This window comes from Actinosynnema sp. NPDC059335 (genome assembly GCF_042752395.1).
Lineage (GTDB): Bacteria > Actinomycetota > Actinomycetes > Mycobacteriales > Pseudonocardiaceae > Actinosynnema.
The window spans coordinates 1-16,711 of sequence record NZ_JBHYXZ010000173.1 but is presented as its reverse complement, the minus strand read 5'-3'; the positions used below and the strand labels follow the sequence as shown (position 1 = coordinate 16,711).

Here is a 16,711-nt window from a genome sequence, read left to right as displayed (position 1 = left end):
GGCCCCCCCCGCCCCCCGCCCGGGGCGCGGGGGCCCCCCCCCGCGGCGGGGGGGGGGGGGCGCCCGCCCCCCCCCCCCGCCCGGGGGGGGGGCCGGCGCCCGCCCCCCCCCCCGCCACGGTGCGTTTCAGGCGCGGTCCGTCCCCGGCACGGTGCGTTTCAAGCGCGGTCCGTCCCCGGCACGGTGCGTTTCAGGTGCGGTGCGCTACAGGCGCGGTGCGTTCCAGGTGCGCAGGACGATCAGTCGCCGGGTGGCGCGGGTCAGGGCGACGTACCGCTCGGCGGGCGTCATCCGCTCCGGGTCGACCACGACGACCACGTCGAACTCCAGGCCCTTGGCCGCGCGGGGCGTGAGCGGGCCGGTGGGGCCGATGACGGCGAACGTGCCGGCGGCCGGGCGGAACGACTCCGGGTCGACGCCGGCGACCTCCAGGGGCGGTTCGCCGTGCCGGACCGGCGTCGGCGGCACGGCGGTCGGGTCCACCTCGGCGAGCGCGGCGGCGGCGTAGGCCATGATCTCGGCGGGCGTGCGGTAGTTGACCGTGAGCCGGCGGTACTCCCAGCGGTCGCCGACGAGCGGCGCGAGCACCCGCCGCCAGTCGCGGGCGCCGGCCTCGGCCTGGCGCTGGGCCAGGTCGCCGACGATCGTCATGGACCGGTTCGGGCCGCGCCGGGCCAGCAGCCGCCAGTCCATCTCCGACAGCTCCTGCGCCTCGTCCACCACGATGTGGCCGTAGGTCCACTCGCGGTCGGCGGCGGCGCGCTCGGCGAGCACCCGGTGGTCGGGCGCGGTGTGGCGGTCGGCCAACCACTCGGCGTCGACCAGGTCCACCCCGCGCAGCTCCTCCTCGTGCATCTCCGGGTCGGTGTCGATGACGTGCAGGACGCCCTGCGCGTACTCGACGGCCTCCCGGCGCGCGGCGGCCGCCCGCCGTTCGGCCGCGCCGTCGGAGCCGAGCAGTTCGGCGGCCTCGTCCAGCAGCGGCACGTCGGAGACCGTCCACGCGTCCGGTTCGTCGCGGCACAGCTCCGGGTGCCCGAGCGCGCGGCAGCGGCCCGCGTAGAAGTCCGCCAGGAGGGTCTGCGGGGTCAGGGCGGGCCACAACGCGTCGACCGCCCGCCGCACGTCCGGGTGACCGGTCAGCTCGCGGCGCACGTCGGCGGCCAGTTCCGGCCAGTCCACGCCGATGAGGTCCAGGGCGGGCTCGACCAGCGCGTCCACCAGCGCCCGGTGGAACACGGGCCGGGCCGCGTTGTGCGGCAGCCCCGCCTCGCGCGCCCGTCGCCGGGCCCGGTCGGCGATGCCGGCGGTCAGCGGCACGGTGACGTCCTCCAGCTCGATCGGGATCGGCTCGGCGGGCAGCTCCTGCCGGTCGGCGACGGCCGCCGCCACCAGGTCCACGGCCGACCGCGAACCCTTGAGGGCCTGCACGGGGGGCGGGTCCTCGCGGTCGGTGCGGACGCCGGGGAACAGCTCGCCCGGCGTGGCGAACACGACGTCGGTCTCCCCCAGGGACGGCAGCACCTCGCCGATGTAGCGCAGGAAACCCGGGTTCGGGCCGACCACGAGCACGCCCTGGCGGGACAGGCGCTCGCGCTGCGTGTAGAGCAGGTAGGCGACGCGGTGCAGGGCCACCGCGGTCTTGCCGGTGCCCGGACCGCCCTCGATCACCAGCAGGCCCCGGTGCGGGAGCCGGATCACCTCGTCCTGCTCGGCCTGGATCGTGGCCACGATGTCGCGCATCGCCGCCGAACGGGGCGCGTCCAGCGCGTCGAGGAGCGCTTTCGAGGTGAGCTGCAACTCGTCGTCGTGGAAGCTCTCCAGGTGCCGGCCCTTGGTCCGGAAATGGCGGCGCAACGTCACCCCCTCGGGGTTGGCAGCGGTCGCGGTGTAAAAGGGGCGGGCGGCCGGCGCGCGCCAGTCGGTCAGCAGCGGCTCGTAGTCGCGGTCCGGGTCGAACAGCCCGACCCGGCCGACGTACACCCGCTCGTCGGCGGTGTCGATGCGGCCGAAGCAGAGGTTCCCGTCCGCCGCTTCCAGGCGGCTGACCTGCCCGGACAGTGTGCGGACGGCGACCTCCCGGTGCCAGCGGCGCTCCTCGCCGTCCTTCAGCGCGGCGTCGAGCGCGGCCCGCGCGGCGGCCCGCTCCACCGCCAACCGGTCGTGCAGGAACGCGATCCGCGCCCGTTCGGCGGCCAATTCCCCGGTGTTCACGCTTGCCCCCTGTGATATACTGACATTGTCGTCGCCCCATCATTTGCCGACGAAATCAACCTTCATTTCTAGCACGATTCCGCGCGCGTTTCACCGGGCATCGCCCCCGGGCGTGGAATGGTCCGGCGCGGGACATCGGACGAGCCGGGGCAGCGGGGGGGGCGCGCCGGACGGCAACGCCGTGACCGGGCACGGGCCGGGGAGACGGGCTGTCGCGCGCGGTGGCAGGTCCGACGCGCGCCCGACCGCCGAGCCCCCGGCCGGGACGGCTGGGCCGTGCCCGTGGACGAACCCGGCCGGAACGACCGGCCGACCGCCGGATCGCCGGCCGCGCGAGCCGACGGGTCCGGCCGCCGATCCCCGGAGTGGCCCGCGCCTAGAGGGCGCGCAGCGCCGCCGCGGTCTCGACGATCAGGGCGGCCAGGTCCGTCGCGTCCCCGTCCGCCACCCAGCGCGCGAACGCGACCTGGAAGACGGTCACGGCGCTGTGGCCGGCCAGGGCCGCCGTCGCGTCGGCGACACCCCTGGCGCGCAGCGCGCCGGCCGCCGCGTCGGCCAGCGCCGCGAGCTTGAGCAGTTCCCGCTCCCGCAGGGCCGCGTGGGTCTCCACGATCCGGGACCGCCGCACGGCGTGCTCCCGGCGGTCCGCCAGCAGACCGCCGGCGGCGAGCACGCCCGCCAGCGCGGCGTCCAGCGGCCCGGTGTCGGGCGGTGCGGCGAGGATCGCCTCGGCGGCCGCGTGCTCCATGGTCTTCGAGCCGTCGAAGAGGACCTCGCGCTTGTCCGCGAAGTGGCGGAAGAACGTCCGCTCGGTCACGCCGGCGCGTTCGGCGATGTCGCCCGCGGTGGTCTGCTCGAAGCCCCGCTCCGCGAACAGGTCCATCGCGGCGCGGGTCATCCGCCCGCGGGCGTCCGGCTCCCAGCGACCCATGCCGGAAGTGTAGTGATGACAGTGGCTGACATCCCGTGCTACGGTCGATGTCAGTCACTGACATCCCCTGGGAAGGACCCTCGCGTCATGCGCGTCTTCGTCACCGGCGCCTCGGGCTGGATCGGCTCGGCCGTCACCGATGAGCTGCTCGCCCACTCCCACGAGGTCGTCGGCCTCGCCCGCTCCGACGAGGCCGCCGCCGCCCTGGAGGCCAAGGGCGCCACCGCCCTGCGCGGCGGCCTGGACGACCCGGACGGCCTGGCCGCGGCCGCCGCGGCGGCGGACGGCGTCGTCCACCTCGCCTTCAAGCACGACTTCACCGACTACGCGGGCGCGGGGCGCACCGAGCACACCGCCGTGCGGCACATGCTGGACGCGCTGGAGGGCAGCGGCCGGCCGTTCCTGCTCGCCTCGGGACTGGCCTCGATCGTCGCCGGGCGGACGGTGACGGAGGACGACCCCTCGCCGCACCACGGCCCGGACTCGCCGCGCGGCGGCAGCGAGAACCTGGCCCTGTCCTACGCCGACCGCGGCGTCCGGGCGGTGGCGCTGCGCTTCGCCCCGTCCGTGCACGGCACGGGCGACCACGGGTTCGTCTCGACCCTCACGGCCGTCGCCCGCGAACGCGGCGTGGCGGGCTACCTCGGCGACGGCGCGAACCGCTGGCCCGCCGTGCACCGCTCGGACGCCGCCCGGCTCGTCCGGCTCGCGCTGGACCGGGCCCCGGCCGGGTCGCGGCCGCACGTCGTGGCCGAGGAGGGGGTGCCCACCCGCGACATCGCCGCCGCGATCGGCGACCACCTGGGCCTGCCGACCGCGTCGGTGCCCCCGGCGGACGCCGAACGGCACTTCGGCTGGATCGCGCGCTTCTACGGCATGGACGCCCCGGCGTCGAGCGCCCGCACCCGGGACCTGCTCGGCTGGACGCCCACCGGCCCGACGCTGCTCGCCGACATCGCCGCCGGCGCCTACGCCGCGCCGGAGGCGACCGCTACGCGGTGACGCGCTGCCGGCGCAGCGGCACGATCAGCGGCGTCTCGGTCTCCGGGTCGTCGATCACCCGGCACGGCAGGCCGAACACGTCCTCCACCAGCTCCGCCGTGACGATGTCGACCGGCCTGCCCTGCGCCACCACGCCCTCGCCCGGCTTCATGGCGATCAGGTGGGTGGCGTAGCGGCACGCCTGGTTGAGGTCGTGCAGGACGGCGACGAGCGTGTGCCGGCCGTCCTCGTGCAGGGCGGCGCACAGGTCGAGCACCTCGATCTGGTGCGCGATGTCGAGGAACGTGGTCGGCTCGTCCAGCAGCAGGATCGACGTCTGCTGCGCCAGCACCATCGCGAGCCACACCCGCTGCCGCTGGCCGCCGGACAGCTCGTCCACCAGCCGGTCGGCCAGGTCGTGCACGCCGGTCAGCCGCATCGCCTCCGCGGTCACCGCCTCGTCCTCGGCCGACCACTGGCGCAGCAGCCGCTGGTGCGGGTAGCGGCCCCGCGCGACCAGCTCGCCGACCGTGATCCCGCCGGGCGCGATCGACGACTGCGGCAGCAGGCCGAGCCGGCGCGCGACCTCCTTCGCGCGGTACGTCGAGATCGCCTGGCCGTCCAGGTAGACGGTGCCGGCGCGCGGCTTGAGCATGCGCGCCAACGCCTTGAGCACGGTGGACTTGCCGCAGGCGTTGGGGCCCACGATCACGGTGAACGAGCCGTCCGGGATCTCCACGTCCAGCCCGGACGCCACCACGCGCTCGTCGTAGCACAGCGTCAGGTCCGCGCCGCGCAGCCGTCCGGTCGTCGGCAGCGTCATGTCCTGCTCCCCTTCCGCCACTCGTGGGCCAGCAGCCACATCAGGTAGAGGCCGCCGATGGCGCCGGTCGCGATGCCGACCGGCAACTGGGTCGTCGGGAACAGCCGTTGCACCGCGAGGTCGCCGACGACCAGCAGCAGGCCGCCCATCAGCGCCGACGCGGCCAGGCCGGGACCCGACGCTCCGGTGAGCCGCCGGGCGAGCTGCGGCGCGGCCAGCGCGACGAAGCTGATCGGCCCGGCGGCGGCCGTGGCCACGGCGGCCAGGCCCACGCTCACCGCGAGCAGCGCCAGGCGGGTGCGCTCGGCGTTCACGCCGAGGCCCGTCGCGGCGCTGTCGCCCATCTCCAGCAACGCCAACCGGCGACCGAGGCCCAACGCGCACGGCAGCAGCGCGGCCAGCACGACCGCGACCACCTGCGCCTGGTCCCAGCCCCGGTTGTTCAGACCGCCGACGAGCCACGTCTGCGCGGCCAACGCGCTCTCCAGCGTGGCCCGCGTGATCAGGTAGGAGTTCACCGAGAGCACCATGGCGCTGACGCCGATGCCGACGAGCACCAGCCGGAAGCCCTGCACGCCCTGCTTGAGCGCGAGCAGGTACACGGCGGTGGACGTGAGCAGGCCGCCCGCGGTCGCGCCGAGCGCGGTGGCCGCCATGCTGCCCTGCGCCAGCACGATGACCGCGATCGCGCCGGTCGCCGCGCCCTGGGTGAAGCCGATGATGTCGGGGCTGGCCAGCGGGTTGCGGGACAGGCTCTGCAGGATCGCGCCGCTGAGCGCGAGCGCCGCGCCGACCAGCAGCCCGGTGAGCAGCCGGGGCAGGCGGAGCGTGAACACCACGAAGTCGGCGTAACCGTCGCCTTGCCCGGTGACCGTGGCCAGCACCTCGCCGACGGTGAGCGGGAAGTCGCCGGTGACCATGGTGACGACGGCCGCGACCACGATCGCCAGGGCGAGGGCCGCGCTCACGGCCAGCGCGCGGTCGCTGACCCGCAGCGAGACGGCGGGCGTGCGGATGGTCCTCACAGCGCGGCCAACTTCCGCCGGCGGCACAGCGCGATGAACACGGGCGCGCCGATGAACGCGGTGATGATGCCGACCTCCATCTCCTGCGGCGCGATGACCACGCGGCCGACGACGTCCGAGCCGAGCAGCAGGATCGGCGAGAGCACCGCGGAGTAGGCCAGCACCCAGCGCTGGTCGCTGCCGCCGATCATGCGCGCCACGTGCGGCACGGTGAGGCCGACGAACGCGATCGGCCCGGCGGCGGCGGTCGCGGCGCCCGCCATGAGCGTGACCGCCAGGACCCCGAACGCGCGGGTGCGGGTGACGTTCGCGCCCAGCGCCCGGCCGGTGTGGTCGCCCAGCGCGAGCACGTTGAGGCTGCGGCCGAGCAGGAACGCGATCAGGACGCCCGGCAGCACGAACGGCGAGATCCGGCCGATCAGCTCGAAGTCGCGGCCGGCGAGCGAGCCGACGTTCCAGAACCGGAACGAGTCGAACGTGTGCGTGAACAGCAGCAGGATCGCCGAGACGTAGGCGTACAGCACGGCGGTCAGCGCCGCGCCGCCGAGCACCAGCCGGTCCGGGGTGGGCGTGCCGCGACCGGCCGCGCCGAGGACGTAGACGACGGTCGCCGTGCCCGCCGCGCCGGCCAGCGCGAACCACACGTACCCGGTGGGGCTGGTGATGCCGAAGAACGCGATGGCGGACACGATCGCCGCGGCCGCGCCCATGTTCACGCCGAGCAGGCCGGGGTCGGCGAGCGGGTTGCGGGTCAGCGCCTGCATCACCGCGCCGGACAGGCCCAGCGCCGCGCCGACCAGCAAACCCAGGACGGCGCGCGGCACGCGCACGTCGCGCACGATCGCGGCGTCGCCCGTGCCGTCGTCGCGGAGCAGCAGGGCGAAGGTGTCGGCGAACGGGATGCTCTTGGTGCCGATCCACAGGCTGAGCAGCACGACCAGGCCCAGCACGCCGATCGACACCAGCAGGCCGACCCCTCGCACCGCTGCGCGCGACACCCGCACCTCCCGGAAGTTTAGGTAAGGCTAACCGACACGGCGGAGGTGTCGATCGTCCGGTCAGCGGGTCGCGTGGTTCCCCGGGCCGGTGCCGACGCGGCGGTCGGACACCGATCCGTCGATCACCAGGAGGTGACGCGCGGCGAGCCGCCGCCCGCCGGGTGGTCCACACTCGGACGGTCGCACGACCGCCCACCGTCCGCGGAGGAGAGAACGTGAAAGCCGTTGTGCTGAGCCGGTTCGGCGGGCCGGAGGAGCTGCGCCCCGCCGAGGTGGACACGCCCGAACCCGGTCCGGGGCAGGTCCGGGTCCGGGTGCGGGCGGTCGGCGTGAACCCGTTCGACGTGAAGGTGCGCTCCGGCGCCATGGAGTCCGTGTTCCCCACGCCGCTGCCGACCGTGCTGGGCTCCGAGATCGCGGGCGTGGTCGACGCGGTCGGGCCGGACGTCGCCGGCCCGGCGGTCGGCGACGAGGTGTTCGGCTGGTCCGACACCGGGGCGTACGCGGAGTACGCGCTGGCGAGCACGGTCGCGCGCAAGCCGGAGGGCCTGTCGTGGGAGCGGGCCGTCGCGCTGCCCGTCGCGGCCGAGACCACCGACCGCGCGCTCGGCCTGCTCGGGGTCCGGCCGGGCGAGACGCTGCTGGTGCACGGCGCGGCGGGCGGCGTGGGCACGGTGGCCGTGCAGCTCGCCGTGGCCGCGGGCCTGCGGGTCGTCGGCACGGCCGGCCCGGACAACCAGGCGCACGTCGCCGCGCTCGGCGCCACGCCCACCACGTACGGCGAGGGCCTGGTGGAGCGGGTGCGGGCGTTGGCGCCTGAGGGGGTGGACGCGGTGTTCGACGTGGCGGGCAAGGGCGCGTTGCCGGACTCGATCGAGCTGCGCGGCGGCACGGACCGCATCGTCACCATCGCCGACAACGCCGCCGCCGAGCTGGGCGTGGTGTTCACCGGCGGCCCGGCGCGGCGGTCGGCCGAACGCCTCGCCGAACTGGCGGACCTGGCCGCGCGGGGCGCGCTGACGCCCGTCGTGGGGGCCACGTTCCCGCTGGTGGACGCCGCCGAGGCGCACCGGGCGAGCGCCGCCGGGCACGCCCGCGGGAAGCTCGTGCTGACCGTGCCCTGACCCGAACCCCTCTGGACACTTCCTCACACCTGCCTGTAACACATGGTCAAGAAGTACCGGCAGGAGTCCGAGGAGGTCCGATGGCGGCACGGGACATGGATCGACGGGCGCTGCTGCGCCACGCCGGGGCGGCGGGCGCGGTCGGGGCGTTCGCCACCCTGTTCGGTAACGTGCCCGCGATGGGTCAACCGTCCACGACTCCGTTCGACCTGCACTTCGCGGTGTCGCACAAGTACCGCCCGTTCGACCTGATCGCGCCGCGGTTCGTGCAGTACGACAGCGCGCTCACCCCGCCGCCCGCCGCGCCCGGCACGATCGTCGGCACCGGGGTGCGGCCCCGCGCGCCGTTCGGGTCGGTGCTGGTGGAGGTGCGCCGCGCCGAGGGCGTGGTGGTCGCCGGGTTGTCGGGCGACGGCACGTCGGTGCTCGGCACGCTCGACCCGGTCGCCGGGCGGGCCGCGATCGAGGTGACGACGGGCGGCGCGACGACCGTGGTCAAGTCCGCCGACGTGCGCGTGACCGGCGCGTTCCGGTTCGCCGTGGTGGTCAACGAGAACGCGGTCACGGTCCTGGTCGACACCACCGGCACGGGCGCGGGCTGGCAGCCCGTGCTGACCGAGCGCGACGGCGTGCGGGCGCTGGTCGACCTGCGGGTCCCCGCGGTGCTGGGCTCGCTGGAGTACGCCTACGGCGGGCGTGGCGGCGACGTGCGGCTGGGCCGGGTGCGGGCCGGCTACTTCGGGCAGGCCGGGGTGCGGGACCCGCACGTCGTGCAGCACGCCGACGGCCGGCCGTTCATCCGCGCCGGCAAGCTCTACCTCACCATGACCAACGCCGGGCTGGGCTTCTTCCAGCAGGCGCACTGGGCGGTGTGGACGATCGACCTGGCCGACCCGTCCCGGCTGGAGCAGGTCGCGGTCCTGTTCTTCGAGCGCGACGGCGTCGTGCTCGGCGACCACGCCGGCCAGATCGTCTACGACGACCGGACCGGCCGGTTCATCGTGCTGATGAGCTCGTGGGGCGACTTCGCGTTCCGCGGCGTGCACATCCGCCACCTCACGACGACCGCGAACGTGCTCAGCGGCGTGCACGTCCTGCGCAGCGAACGGCTGCCGCTGCCGACCGCGGTCAGCTCGTGGGACCCCGCCCTGACCAGGATCGACAACCGCTGGCACCTGGCGTTCGTGGAGAGCGAGGCGCAGCAGCCCGCGTTCGTGTTCCACCCGGCGCTCGCCGTCGCCGCCCCCGGCGCGGACTACACCGCGACGCGGCTGGTCGGCGCGGACACCTCGGTGGACCAGACCGAGGGCACGATCATCCAGCGGGTCGGCCGCGAGTGGTACGTCTTCGCCGGCGACGGCGACGCCCGGCGCTACCCGGTGTACGACCGGGCGATGCGCGAGCTGGGGACGCTGGACGCGCCGTTCGGCACGAACATCCCGCACCCGATGCTGCTGCCGGTCGGCCGCGAGTGGTGGCTGATCACGTTCGACGGCACGCAGTACGCCGAGGACGTGCTGGGGTACGGCGGCCACGGCGACCTGATCGTCATGCGCAGCCCCGGCCGCGGGTAGCCCGGCCCCGGCCTTTGGCATGCTCGCACCGTGACGGGCGACGACATCGACATCGCGTTGGAGGCCCTGGCCGAGGGCGACCTCGACCGGGCGCGGGACGCGGTCCGCGGCCGGGGCACGCCGCTGGCCGCGGCGCTGGCCGAGCACCTGGCGGCGGTGCGGGAGGGGTCGGTGTACGACCGGCCCGACGCGTTCGGGGCGTTCATCGACGGCGGCGGCAACGTGGGGCTGTACCGGGCGGTGACCGCGGCGCTGGGCCGGCTCTACGCCGAGGTCGCGCCGTCGAGCCTGCTGGACGTGGGCTGCGGTGACGGGCGGGCGCTGCGGCCCGCGCTGGCCTCGCCGCACGCGCCGGCGTCGGTGACGCTGGTCGAGCCGTCGGCGGCGTTGCTGGCCGCGGCGGTGCGGGCGTTGGCCGGGTTCGACGTGGACGCCCGGCACACCCGGGTGGAGCCGTTCGCCGCCGGGCTGGCCCCCGACGCGGTCTACGACCTGGCCCAGTCGACGTTCGCGCTGCACGCGCTGCCGCACGGGGTGCGCGACCGGGTGCTGGCCGACCTGGTCGGGCACGTCGGCGTGCTGGCCGTGGTCGAGTTCGACGTGCCGGACCTGCCGCACGCCGGCCCCGACCACCGCCGGTTCCTGGCCGACGCCTACGAGCGCGGGCTGGCCGAGTACGACGCCGACCGCGACCTGGTGGCGCGGGGGTTCCTGATGCCGGTGCTGACCGGGCAGCTCGTGCCGGGCGCGACCCGGGCGACGTGGGAGCAGCCCGCGGCGCGGTGGGCCGAGCAGGTCGAGCGGGCCGGGTTCACCGACGTGCGGGTCACCCGGCTGCACGACTACTGGTGGTCCCCCGCGTTCCTGCTCACCGCTTCCGGGTCTCCCACAGCAGCGACGCGGCGGTGAGGAGCACCAGCACGGCCGCCGAACCGTGCACGGCCAGCGCGTAGGCCACCGTGCCGCCGTTGGTGACCACCGCGACGCAGTCGCCGACGGGGATGACCGCGTCGGCCAGCACCACCCAGCCCAGGGCGCGGCGGTGCTTCAGCACCAGCAGGACGAGCGCGGTCAGCCCGTAGGCGAGGTCGCGGACGCCCTTGACCACGAAGTACCCGTTGCCCTCCGGCCACGGGTCGATGCCGAAGCCCGCCGCCGAGCCCTGCGGGTCGAGGAGGAAGCCGAGGCCGAAGAAGAAGCCCGCGAGGACGACGAGCGCGGCGAGGACCGTGTTGATCCGGTGGTGGGTCATGACCCGACTCCAGGTGCTAGCAGTGCTAGGTGCGAGAGCGACACTATCTTCAATCGCGCTCGAATGTCTAGCACTGCTAGCATCGGTGCGTGTCCATCCAGGAGCGCCGCGAGCGCGAACGCGCCGAACGCCACCGGCTGATCGTCGACGCGGCCCGCGAGCTGGCCGAGGCGGAGGGGTGGGACGCGGTCACCACCCGCCGCCTGGCCGACCGGGTCGAGTACAGCCAGCCGGTCCTCTACAGCCACTTCAAGGGCAAGGACGCGATCGTGCGGGCCGTGGCCGTGCAGGGCTTCCGCGACCTGACCGAACGGATGCGCGCCGCGCGGGCCTCGGGCGGCACGCCGGCGGCGTCGCTGCGGGCGGCGGCGGAGGCGTACCTCGACTTCGCCGCGACCCGGCCCGCCCTGTACGACGCCATGTTCGTGCGGGAGGTCGACCTCTCGTTCGGCACCGCCGAGACGCCGCCCGAGCTGCGGGAGGCGTTCGGCGAGTTCGTGGCCGTCGTGACGCCGGTCGCCGGGGACGACGACGTGGAGACGCTCGTCGAGGTGCTCTGGGGCGCGCTGCACGGCCAGGCCACCCTCGACCACGGCCGCCGCCTGCGCCCCGACCACCGCCGTGCCCGCCTGGACCTGCTGCTGAGCCGGTTCTCCTGAGCGGCTGTCACGAACGGCGCCGTGGTGACCCCGGACGGCGGCCGCCGGTGATCCCGGGGCTTTTGCGCCAGGCGTGGCTCGGCCGCCGACACGCCGCCCTCGGCAACAAGGGCTACGCGTGGCTCAGGGTGTCGTCCCACTCGATCCGGTGGTCGAACTGCCAGGTGAACTTCGCCGGGTCGGCGAACCGGAACACCAGCGGCAGCAGGGCGTCGCGGACCAGGCGGCCGACCGGGCCGGCGGCCTTGTCCCGGTTCGTCCGCGCGGCCTGGGCGATGATCCGCTCGACCCGGTCCCGGCGCAGCCGCTCGTAGGCCCGGAACGCCTCCTCGTGCGGCAGGTCGCGCAGGCAGCGGGCCAGCTGGACGGCGCTCTCGAACGCCAGCGACGCGCCCTGGCCCGAACTCGGCGACGTGGCGTGCGCGGCGTCGCCGACCAGCACCATCCTGCCCCGGCTCCACCGCGGCACGCGCGGCACGTCCTCCAGCGCGCCGGTGACCACGAGGTCGGCCGGGTCGGTGGCGGCGACCAGCCGCGCGGCCGGGGTGCGGTCGGCGGCGAACGCCTCGCCCAGCACCTCCAGCCACCGCCCCGGGTCCGTGGCCCGCGCCTCGGCCGTGGTCAGCGGGGTCTTGCGGGGCAGGTTCGCGAACCAGCCGCCGGAGCCGTCGGCGTGCACCTGGTAGCCGAAGAACGCGCGCTTGCCCGACACGAGCCGCATCGCGCCGCCGGTCGGCGGTTCGCCGGTGCGCGCCAGCCGCGCGCCGAAGCCGAGCAGGCCGGCGTAGCGCGGTCCGGGCGCGGCCGGGTCGATGATCCGGCGCACGGTCGACCGGATGCCGTCCGCGCCGACCAGCAGGTCCGAGGCCGCCTCCGTGCCGTCGGCGAAGCGCGCGGTGACGTGGGTGCCGCGGTCCGCGGCGTCGACCAGCTCCTTGCCGTGCTCGACGGCGATGCCGCGCCGGGCGGCCTCGTCGCGCAGCACGCGGTACAGGTCCGAGCGCCACACCAGCAGCTGGGGCGGTTCGCCGCCGAACCGGCCGAGCGTGCGGCCGGTCCAGCTCTGCAGCTCCATCGCGGTCATCGGCGTGCCGACCTCGCGCACGGCGTCGGCCAGGCCCAGTACCTCCAACGCCTGCAGCCCGTTGGGCGCGATGCTCAACGCGCCGCCGGAACCGTCGGCCGTGCGGTCGTACCGCTCGTGGACGCTCGCCTCGATCCCGGCCTTGCGCAGTGCCATCGCGGCGACGGGCCCGCCGATGCCGCCGCCGATCACGGTCGCCTTCATCTCTCCCCCTCGTGGAAGCCCGCCCACAGCGGGCGCCAGTCCTCGATCCGCGCCAGGAAGTGCCGGACGAACGCCATTTCGGCGGTCAGCAGGGCGACCCGGTACTCCTCCTCCACGAGGAACAGCGGGTGCGCGTCGGCGCCGGCGATGATCGCCTCGGCCTCCGCCGCCTGCCGGCGCAAGCCCTCCAGCCGGTCGCGCAGGAGTGCGGCGACCTCGTCCGGGTGCAGCGCCGCGATCAGCGACAGCGCCGCGACGAACCGCGGGTGCTCGTGCGCCGGCTCGGCCACCAGCTCGCGCATCCAGTCCCGCAGCTCCGCACGGCCGGCGTCGGTCAGCGCGTAGACCGTCCGCTCCGGCCGCTGCCCTTCGCGGGACGTCTCGTGCGCCACGATGAACCCGGCCTTCGCGAGCTGGCCGAACACCATGTAGAGCGAGCCGTGGGTGAACTTGATGCTGCGGTCGTCCCCGTGCGCCCGCATGAGCCGGCTCAGCTCGTACGGGTGCATCGGTCCGCGCACCAGGTAGCCGAGCACCGCCAACCCGAGCAGGTTGCCCACCTTCCGCTTGGACGCCACGCCCACCTCCTAGTCAGTCCTGACTATCCAACACCGGATAGTCAGAGTCAACTATTCGACTGGGCGCGAAAGAGGCCCGGCGGGCACCGGGCCTCTTCGGTCACGCGGTTCGGCGACGTCCCGCTGTTCGCGTGCCGACGCCGGCGGCCAGGAGCAGCAGGGCCGCCAGGCCGAGCCCGGCCACGCCCGCGCCGGTGTCGGCCAGGCGGTCGGACCCGGTGGCGGCGCCACCGCCCGTCGGGCCGTCACCGGACGGACCGCCGGCGGGCGGGCCGGGATCGGGGTCGCCGGGTCCGGTCGGCGGCGCTCCCGGGTCGGGCACCTCGGGGCCGGGCACGAAGTAGAGGTCCAGCGGGCGCGCGTGGCCGCGCCGCACCGGGAGGTACGGGATCCCGCCTCCGACCGATTCGAACCGCCACGGACCGACCAGCACCGGCGTGTAGTGGCCGACCGGGAGATCGCGGAACTCGTAGTCGCCCCGGGGACCGGTGACCGTGCGCGCCACCGGCTTCCCGGTGATCCAGTCGAGCAACACCAGCTCCACGCCGGGGATACCCGGCGGCCGGGTCCCGCCGCCGGTGACCGCGCGACCGAACACCACCCACGTCACACCGGGCACCCGCGCCACCGCGAAGGCCGACGGCAGGCCGACCCGGTACTCCGGGCCGAAACTGCACCCGACGCTGAACAGGCCGTTGTCGTCCGCCCGTCGGGGCACCGAATCGTGGACGGTGACCACCCGGGTCTCACCCGGCGCGACCTCGACACCGGGCCCGCCGTCGGCGAGCGGCCCCCAGGCCGGCCCGTTGTGGATCGCCGGGGAAATCCCGCCGTAGCAGAACGCCTTGGCCAGGACCGGCGCGTCACCCGAGTTCGACAGCGTGATCGTGATCCGCACCGGGTCGTTCCTGGCGTAGGTCTCCCGGTCGAACGCCGCGGAGGCGTGCAGCCGGTCCGACAACGGCCGTTCCATGCGGAAGTGCGCGGTCGTCTCCCGGTCGCCGGTCACGACCAGTTCGGTCGCGACGTGGCTGACCCACCCGGTGTGCTCGTCGGTGGTCCGCACCGCGTAGACGCCCGCGGGCGCGTCCTCCAGCCGGTACGTGCCGTCGGGGCCGGTCACGCCGGTGACCGACCGGGGCGGGAGGCCGCCCTCGAACGTGATCGTCACGTTCGGCAGCGCCTCGCCGGCGTCGAACGCGCCGTCGCCGTCGCGGTCGCCGTAGACGACGGCGACCACGTCCCCGGTCCGGTGGGTCACCGCGGCGCTGAGGTCGAACTCGTTGTCGGTGGGGTCGGCGTCGCCGACGACGGCGATCCGCCCCTTCATCCGCACGACCCCGTCCCGCGTCGAGCGCGCGTTGCCGACGAGGGTGACGGTGCGCTCCTCGCCGGGTTCGAGGTAGTCGCCGAGGCCCGCGCCCAGGTCGCCCCACTGCGCGGGGTCGTAGGCGAACCCGTTCTCGACCCACTCCGATTCGAGCCGCGCGTACGCGGCGACGGCGCCGGCGTTGACGAGCGTGATGGTGGCCGTGACCGGGTCCTCGATGTCGTAGGACGACCGGTCGAACGACGCGCTCACCCGCACGTCCGGCGCGAACGCCGGCGGCTCCACGACCGGTCCGTCGACCACCGCGAGGACCGAGGACGTCGGAGCGCCCGCGACGACCGGCACGCGGAAGCGGTCGCCGCCGTCGCGGGCGCGGTACGGGCCCGGCACCAGCACGTCGTACTCGCCCACCGGCAGGTTGGCGAACCGCCACGCGCCGTCCGAGCCCGACACCCACTCGGCGACCACGTTGCCCCGCGAGTCGAGCGCGAGCAGTCGGACGCCGGCCAGCGGTCGTCCCGGGTACTCCTCCGAGTAGTGGAGCAGGACGCCCGTGGCGGTGCCGCGGTCGACTGCCTCCGCCGTTGTGTCACCGACGTGCTCGACGGCGTCGCGGGCCGGGGGTTCGGCGGCGGGAGGGCTCGTGGGCGCGGCGGGCTCTGCCGGGGCCGGGGTCTGCGCGGTGTCGCCGGGCTCGACGGGGTTCCCGGCGGGCGGTGCGGCGGGCTGCTCGGCGGGCGGTGCGGTGGACGGTTCTGCGGGCTGTTCGGCGGGCGGTTCGGTCGGCGTTTCCGGTATGGCGGCGGCGGTTTCGGTCGGTGGGGTCGCGGGGGCGTCCTGCGCCCGGGCGGGTGTGCCGCCGAACGCGGTGGCGGCCGCCAGCACGGTGGCCGCCACGGTTCTCAGCAGGCGTCCGCGGACCGCGCGCGGTCTCGCGGGATCGTCGACGGGCATGGTGTTCCCCTTCGTCGCCCCTCGACGTCCCGGGCCGCGGTCGACGGTGCCCCGACGCGTCGTGGGCGGGGTCGGCGGTGGATCGTGCGCCGAGGCTACTGGCCGCCCCTGCCGCCCGCAGCGGCTGTTCGGGTCATCGCGCACCGGCGCGGCGCGCCGAACAACCCTACGTATGGCGCTGGTGACGACCGGCCACGGCTGGTTCGTTGGGTGACGGGGAACCACCCCTGTCACGCGGTTCCCTTCCCTGTACCCCAAGGAGACCACCATGCTCGTACGAAAGGCCGTCGGCGTCCTGGTCGGCGTGCTGGGCCTGATGCTGCCGCTGGTCGCGGTGGCCGCGCCCGCCGCGTCGGCGGAGCCGCAGGCCCTCGCGCGCACCCTGTACTACGACGTGAGCCAGGCCCAGGAGTTCGCCGCGGACTGGGACCGCGCCGCGACGAACTGGAACAACTCGGTGTCCAACGTCAAGCTGGCCCGGCGCACCTCCACCTCGGGGGTCAACATCCGGATCCTGGCGGACAACGGCTGGCCCCGGGCCTACGTGACGTCGCTCGGCAACGGCACCGTCTACATGGGACGGCAGGCCGTGCAGCAGGGCTACTACCGGCCCCGGATCTCCACGCACGAGATCGGGCACATCCTGGGTCTGCCGGACCGGCGCACCGGCCTGTGCTCCGACCTGATGTCGGGCTCCAGCGCCCCGGTGTCGTGCACCAACGACCTGCCGAACGCGGCCGAGCGCGCCGAGGTCGAGCGCCGGTTCGCCGGCACGCGGGTCGCGGCCGACGTGCGCGCGGCGGGTTTCACGGGCAGCAGCACGGAGTGCTACGTGTACTGACGCGCACGTGACGGGCGGCCCCGCGACCGGCGCGGGGGGGGGCCCCCCCCCCCCCCCCCCCCCCCCCCCCGGGGGGGGGGGGGGCCGCGGGGGGGGGGGTGTGGGGGGTGAGGAACCCGCGGGCGGGGGTGGGGGGGTG

15 protein-coding genes are annotated in these 16,711 nt (G+C 75.2%); 6 read left to right on the top strand and 9 right to left on the bottom strand.

Features of this window, described 5'->3' with window-relative positions; genetic code table 11:
* Positions 1-204: 204 nt before the first annotated feature.
* Both ACFXGA_RS34555 and ACFXGA_RS34550 read right to left on the bottom strand, forming a co-directional pair.
* The gene (locus ACFXGA_RS34555; RefSeq protein WP_378095381.1) at positions 205-2,214 is read right to left on the bottom strand and encodes a UvrD-helicase domain-containing protein; all 2,010 of its coding nucleotides are present in this window, start codon (positions 2,212-2,214) and stop codon (positions 205-207) included.
* A 376-nt stretch (positions 2,215-2,590) separates the two neighbouring features.
* Entirely contained in the window at positions 2,591-3,145 is a 555-nt protein-coding gene (locus ACFXGA_RS34550) for a TetR family transcriptional regulator (protein WP_378095379.1), read from the bottom strand.
* Between the two features lie 87 nt (positions 3,146-3,232).
* Here ACFXGA_RS34550 and ACFXGA_RS34545 point away from each other — a divergent pair, with 87 nt between their 5' ends.
* Positions 3,233-4,147, top strand: coding sequence for an SDR family oxidoreductase (locus ACFXGA_RS34545; RefSeq protein ID WP_378095376.1), 915 nt, complete (start codon positions 3,233-3,235; stop codon positions 4,145-4,147).
* Here ACFXGA_RS34545 and ACFXGA_RS34540 read toward each other — a convergent pair.
* Genes ACFXGA_RS34540 through ACFXGA_RS34530 form a run of 3 tightly spaced genes read right to left on the bottom strand, consistent with a single transcriptional unit; the run spans position 4,137 to position 6,972 of the window.
* Positions 4,137-4,949 carry an ABC transporter ATP-binding protein gene (locus ACFXGA_RS34540; RefSeq protein ID WP_378095375.1) on the bottom strand — a complete coding sequence of 271 codons (813 nt, stop codon included), beginning with the start codon at positions 4,947-4,949 and terminating at the stop codon, positions 4,137-4,139. The two genes, ACFXGA_RS34545 and ACFXGA_RS34540, sit on opposite strands and share 11 nt — an antisense overlap.
* Complete coding sequence (locus ACFXGA_RS34535) at positions 4,946-5,974, bottom strand: FecCD family ABC transporter permease (RefSeq protein WP_378095372.1); 1,029 nt, start codon at positions 5,972-5,974, stop codon at positions 4,946-4,948. Before ACFXGA_RS34535 ends, ACFXGA_RS34540 begins: the two co-directional genes overlap by 4 nt.
* Positions 5,971-6,972, bottom strand: coding sequence for a FecCD family ABC transporter permease (locus tag ACFXGA_RS34530; RefSeq protein ID WP_378095370.1), 1,002 nt, complete (start codon positions 6,970-6,972; stop codon positions 5,971-5,973). The genes ACFXGA_RS34535 and ACFXGA_RS34530 overlap by 4 nt, the downstream gene beginning before the upstream one ends.
* Positions 6,973-7,187: 215 nt before the next feature.
* Here ACFXGA_RS34530 and ACFXGA_RS34525 point away from each other — a divergent pair, with 215 nt between their 5' ends.
* From ACFXGA_RS34525 to ACFXGA_RS34515, 3 genes are all read left to right on the top strand, one after another.
* Positions 7,188-8,096, top strand: coding sequence for an NADP-dependent oxidoreductase (locus ACFXGA_RS34525; protein ID WP_378095369.1), 909 nt, complete (start codon positions 7,188-7,190; stop codon positions 8,094-8,096).
* 80 nt (positions 8,097-8,176) lie between these two features.
* Positions 8,177-9,670 carry a hypothetical protein gene (locus tag ACFXGA_RS34520; RefSeq protein ID WP_378095367.1) on the top strand — a complete coding sequence of 498 codons (1,494 nt, stop codon included), beginning with the start codon at positions 8,177-8,179 and terminating at the stop codon, positions 9,668-9,670.
* A 30-nt stretch (positions 9,671-9,700) separates the two neighbouring features.
* Positions 9,701-10,579, top strand: a complete 879-nt coding sequence (locus ACFXGA_RS34515) for a class I SAM-dependent methyltransferase (RefSeq protein ID WP_378095365.1) — start codon at positions 9,701-9,703, stop codon at positions 10,577-10,579.
* Here the strand turns inward: ACFXGA_RS34515 and ACFXGA_RS34510 are convergent.
* Positions 10,539-10,922, bottom strand: coding sequence for a DUF4267 domain-containing protein (locus tag ACFXGA_RS34510; protein WP_378095363.1), 384 nt, complete (start codon positions 10,920-10,922; stop codon positions 10,539-10,541). The two genes, ACFXGA_RS34515 and ACFXGA_RS34510, sit on opposite strands and share 41 nt — an antisense overlap.
* An 89-nt stretch (positions 10,923-11,011) precedes the next feature.
* On the opposite strand from ACFXGA_RS34510, the gene ACFXGA_RS34505 reads away from it, so the two are divergent.
* Positions 11,012-11,581, top strand: coding sequence for a TetR/AcrR family transcriptional regulator (locus tag ACFXGA_RS34505; RefSeq protein ID WP_378095361.1), 570 nt, complete (start codon positions 11,012-11,014; stop codon positions 11,579-11,581).
* Positions 11,582-11,693: 112 nt separating this feature from the next.
* On the opposite strand, the gene ACFXGA_RS34500 is transcribed toward ACFXGA_RS34505, so the two are convergent.
* The 3 genes from ACFXGA_RS34500 to ACFXGA_RS34490 form a co-directional block, all read right to left on the bottom strand.
* The gene (locus ACFXGA_RS34500) at positions 11,694-12,869 is read right to left on the bottom strand and encodes an FAD-dependent oxidoreductase (RefSeq protein ID WP_378095359.1); all 1,176 of its coding nucleotides are present in this window, start codon (positions 12,867-12,869) and stop codon (positions 11,694-11,696) included.
* Positions 12,866-13,447 (bottom strand): PadR family transcriptional regulator, encoded by a 582-nt coding sequence (locus ACFXGA_RS34495; RefSeq protein WP_378095357.1) that lies wholly within the window; start codon positions 13,445-13,447, stop codon positions 12,866-12,868. Before ACFXGA_RS34495 ends, ACFXGA_RS34500 begins: the two co-directional genes overlap by 4 nt.
* A gap of 100 nt (positions 13,448-13,547) precedes the next feature.
* Positions 13,548-15,731: a hypothetical protein gene (locus ACFXGA_RS34490; protein ID WP_378095355.1), complete on the bottom strand. Its 2,184-nt coding sequence runs from the start codon at positions 15,729-15,731 to the stop codon at positions 13,548-13,550.
* Positions 15,732-15,999: 268 nt separating this feature from the next.
* On the opposite strand from ACFXGA_RS34490, the gene ACFXGA_RS34485 reads away from it, so the two are divergent.
* Positions 16,000-16,572 (top strand): snapalysin family zinc-dependent metalloprotease, encoded by a 573-nt coding sequence (locus ACFXGA_RS34485; protein ID WP_378095352.1) that lies wholly within the window; start codon positions 16,000-16,002, stop codon positions 16,570-16,572.
* Positions 16,573-16,711: the final 139 nt, after the last annotated feature.

Excerpts from the sequence above, each read along its gene's own strand:
- ACFXGA_RS34550 (WP_378095379.1), bottom strand. The coding sequence starts at position 3,145 with ATGGGTCGCTGGGAGCCGGACGCCCGCGGGCGGATGACCCGCGCCGCG.
- ACFXGA_RS34545 (WP_378095376.1), top strand. The coding sequence starts at position 3,233 with ATGCGCGTCTTCGTCACCGGCGCCTCGGGCTGGATCGGCTCGGCCGTC.
- ACFXGA_RS34540 (WP_378095375.1), bottom strand. The coding sequence starts at position 4,949 with ATGACGCTGCCGACGACCGGACGGCTGCGCGGCGCGGACCTGACGCTG.
- ACFXGA_RS34520 (WP_378095367.1), top strand. The coding sequence starts at position 8,177 with ATGGCGGCACGGGACATGGATCGACGGGCGCTGCTGCGCCACGCCGGG.
- ACFXGA_RS34510 (WP_378095363.1), bottom strand. The coding sequence starts at position 10,922 with ATGACCCACCACCGGATCAACACGGTCCTCGCCGCGCTCGTCGTCCTC.
- ACFXGA_RS34500 (WP_378095359.1), bottom strand. The coding sequence starts at position 12,869 with ATGAAGGCGACCGTGATCGGCGGCGGCATCGGCGGGCCCGTCGCCGCG.
- ACFXGA_RS34490 (WP_378095355.1), bottom strand. The coding sequence starts at position 15,731 with ATGCCCGTCGACGATCCCGCGAGACCGCGCGCGGTCCGCGGACGCCTG.
- ACFXGA_RS34485 (WP_378095352.1), top strand. The coding sequence starts at position 16,000 with ATGCTCGTACGAAAGGCCGTCGGCGTCCTGGTCGGCGTGCTGGGCCTG.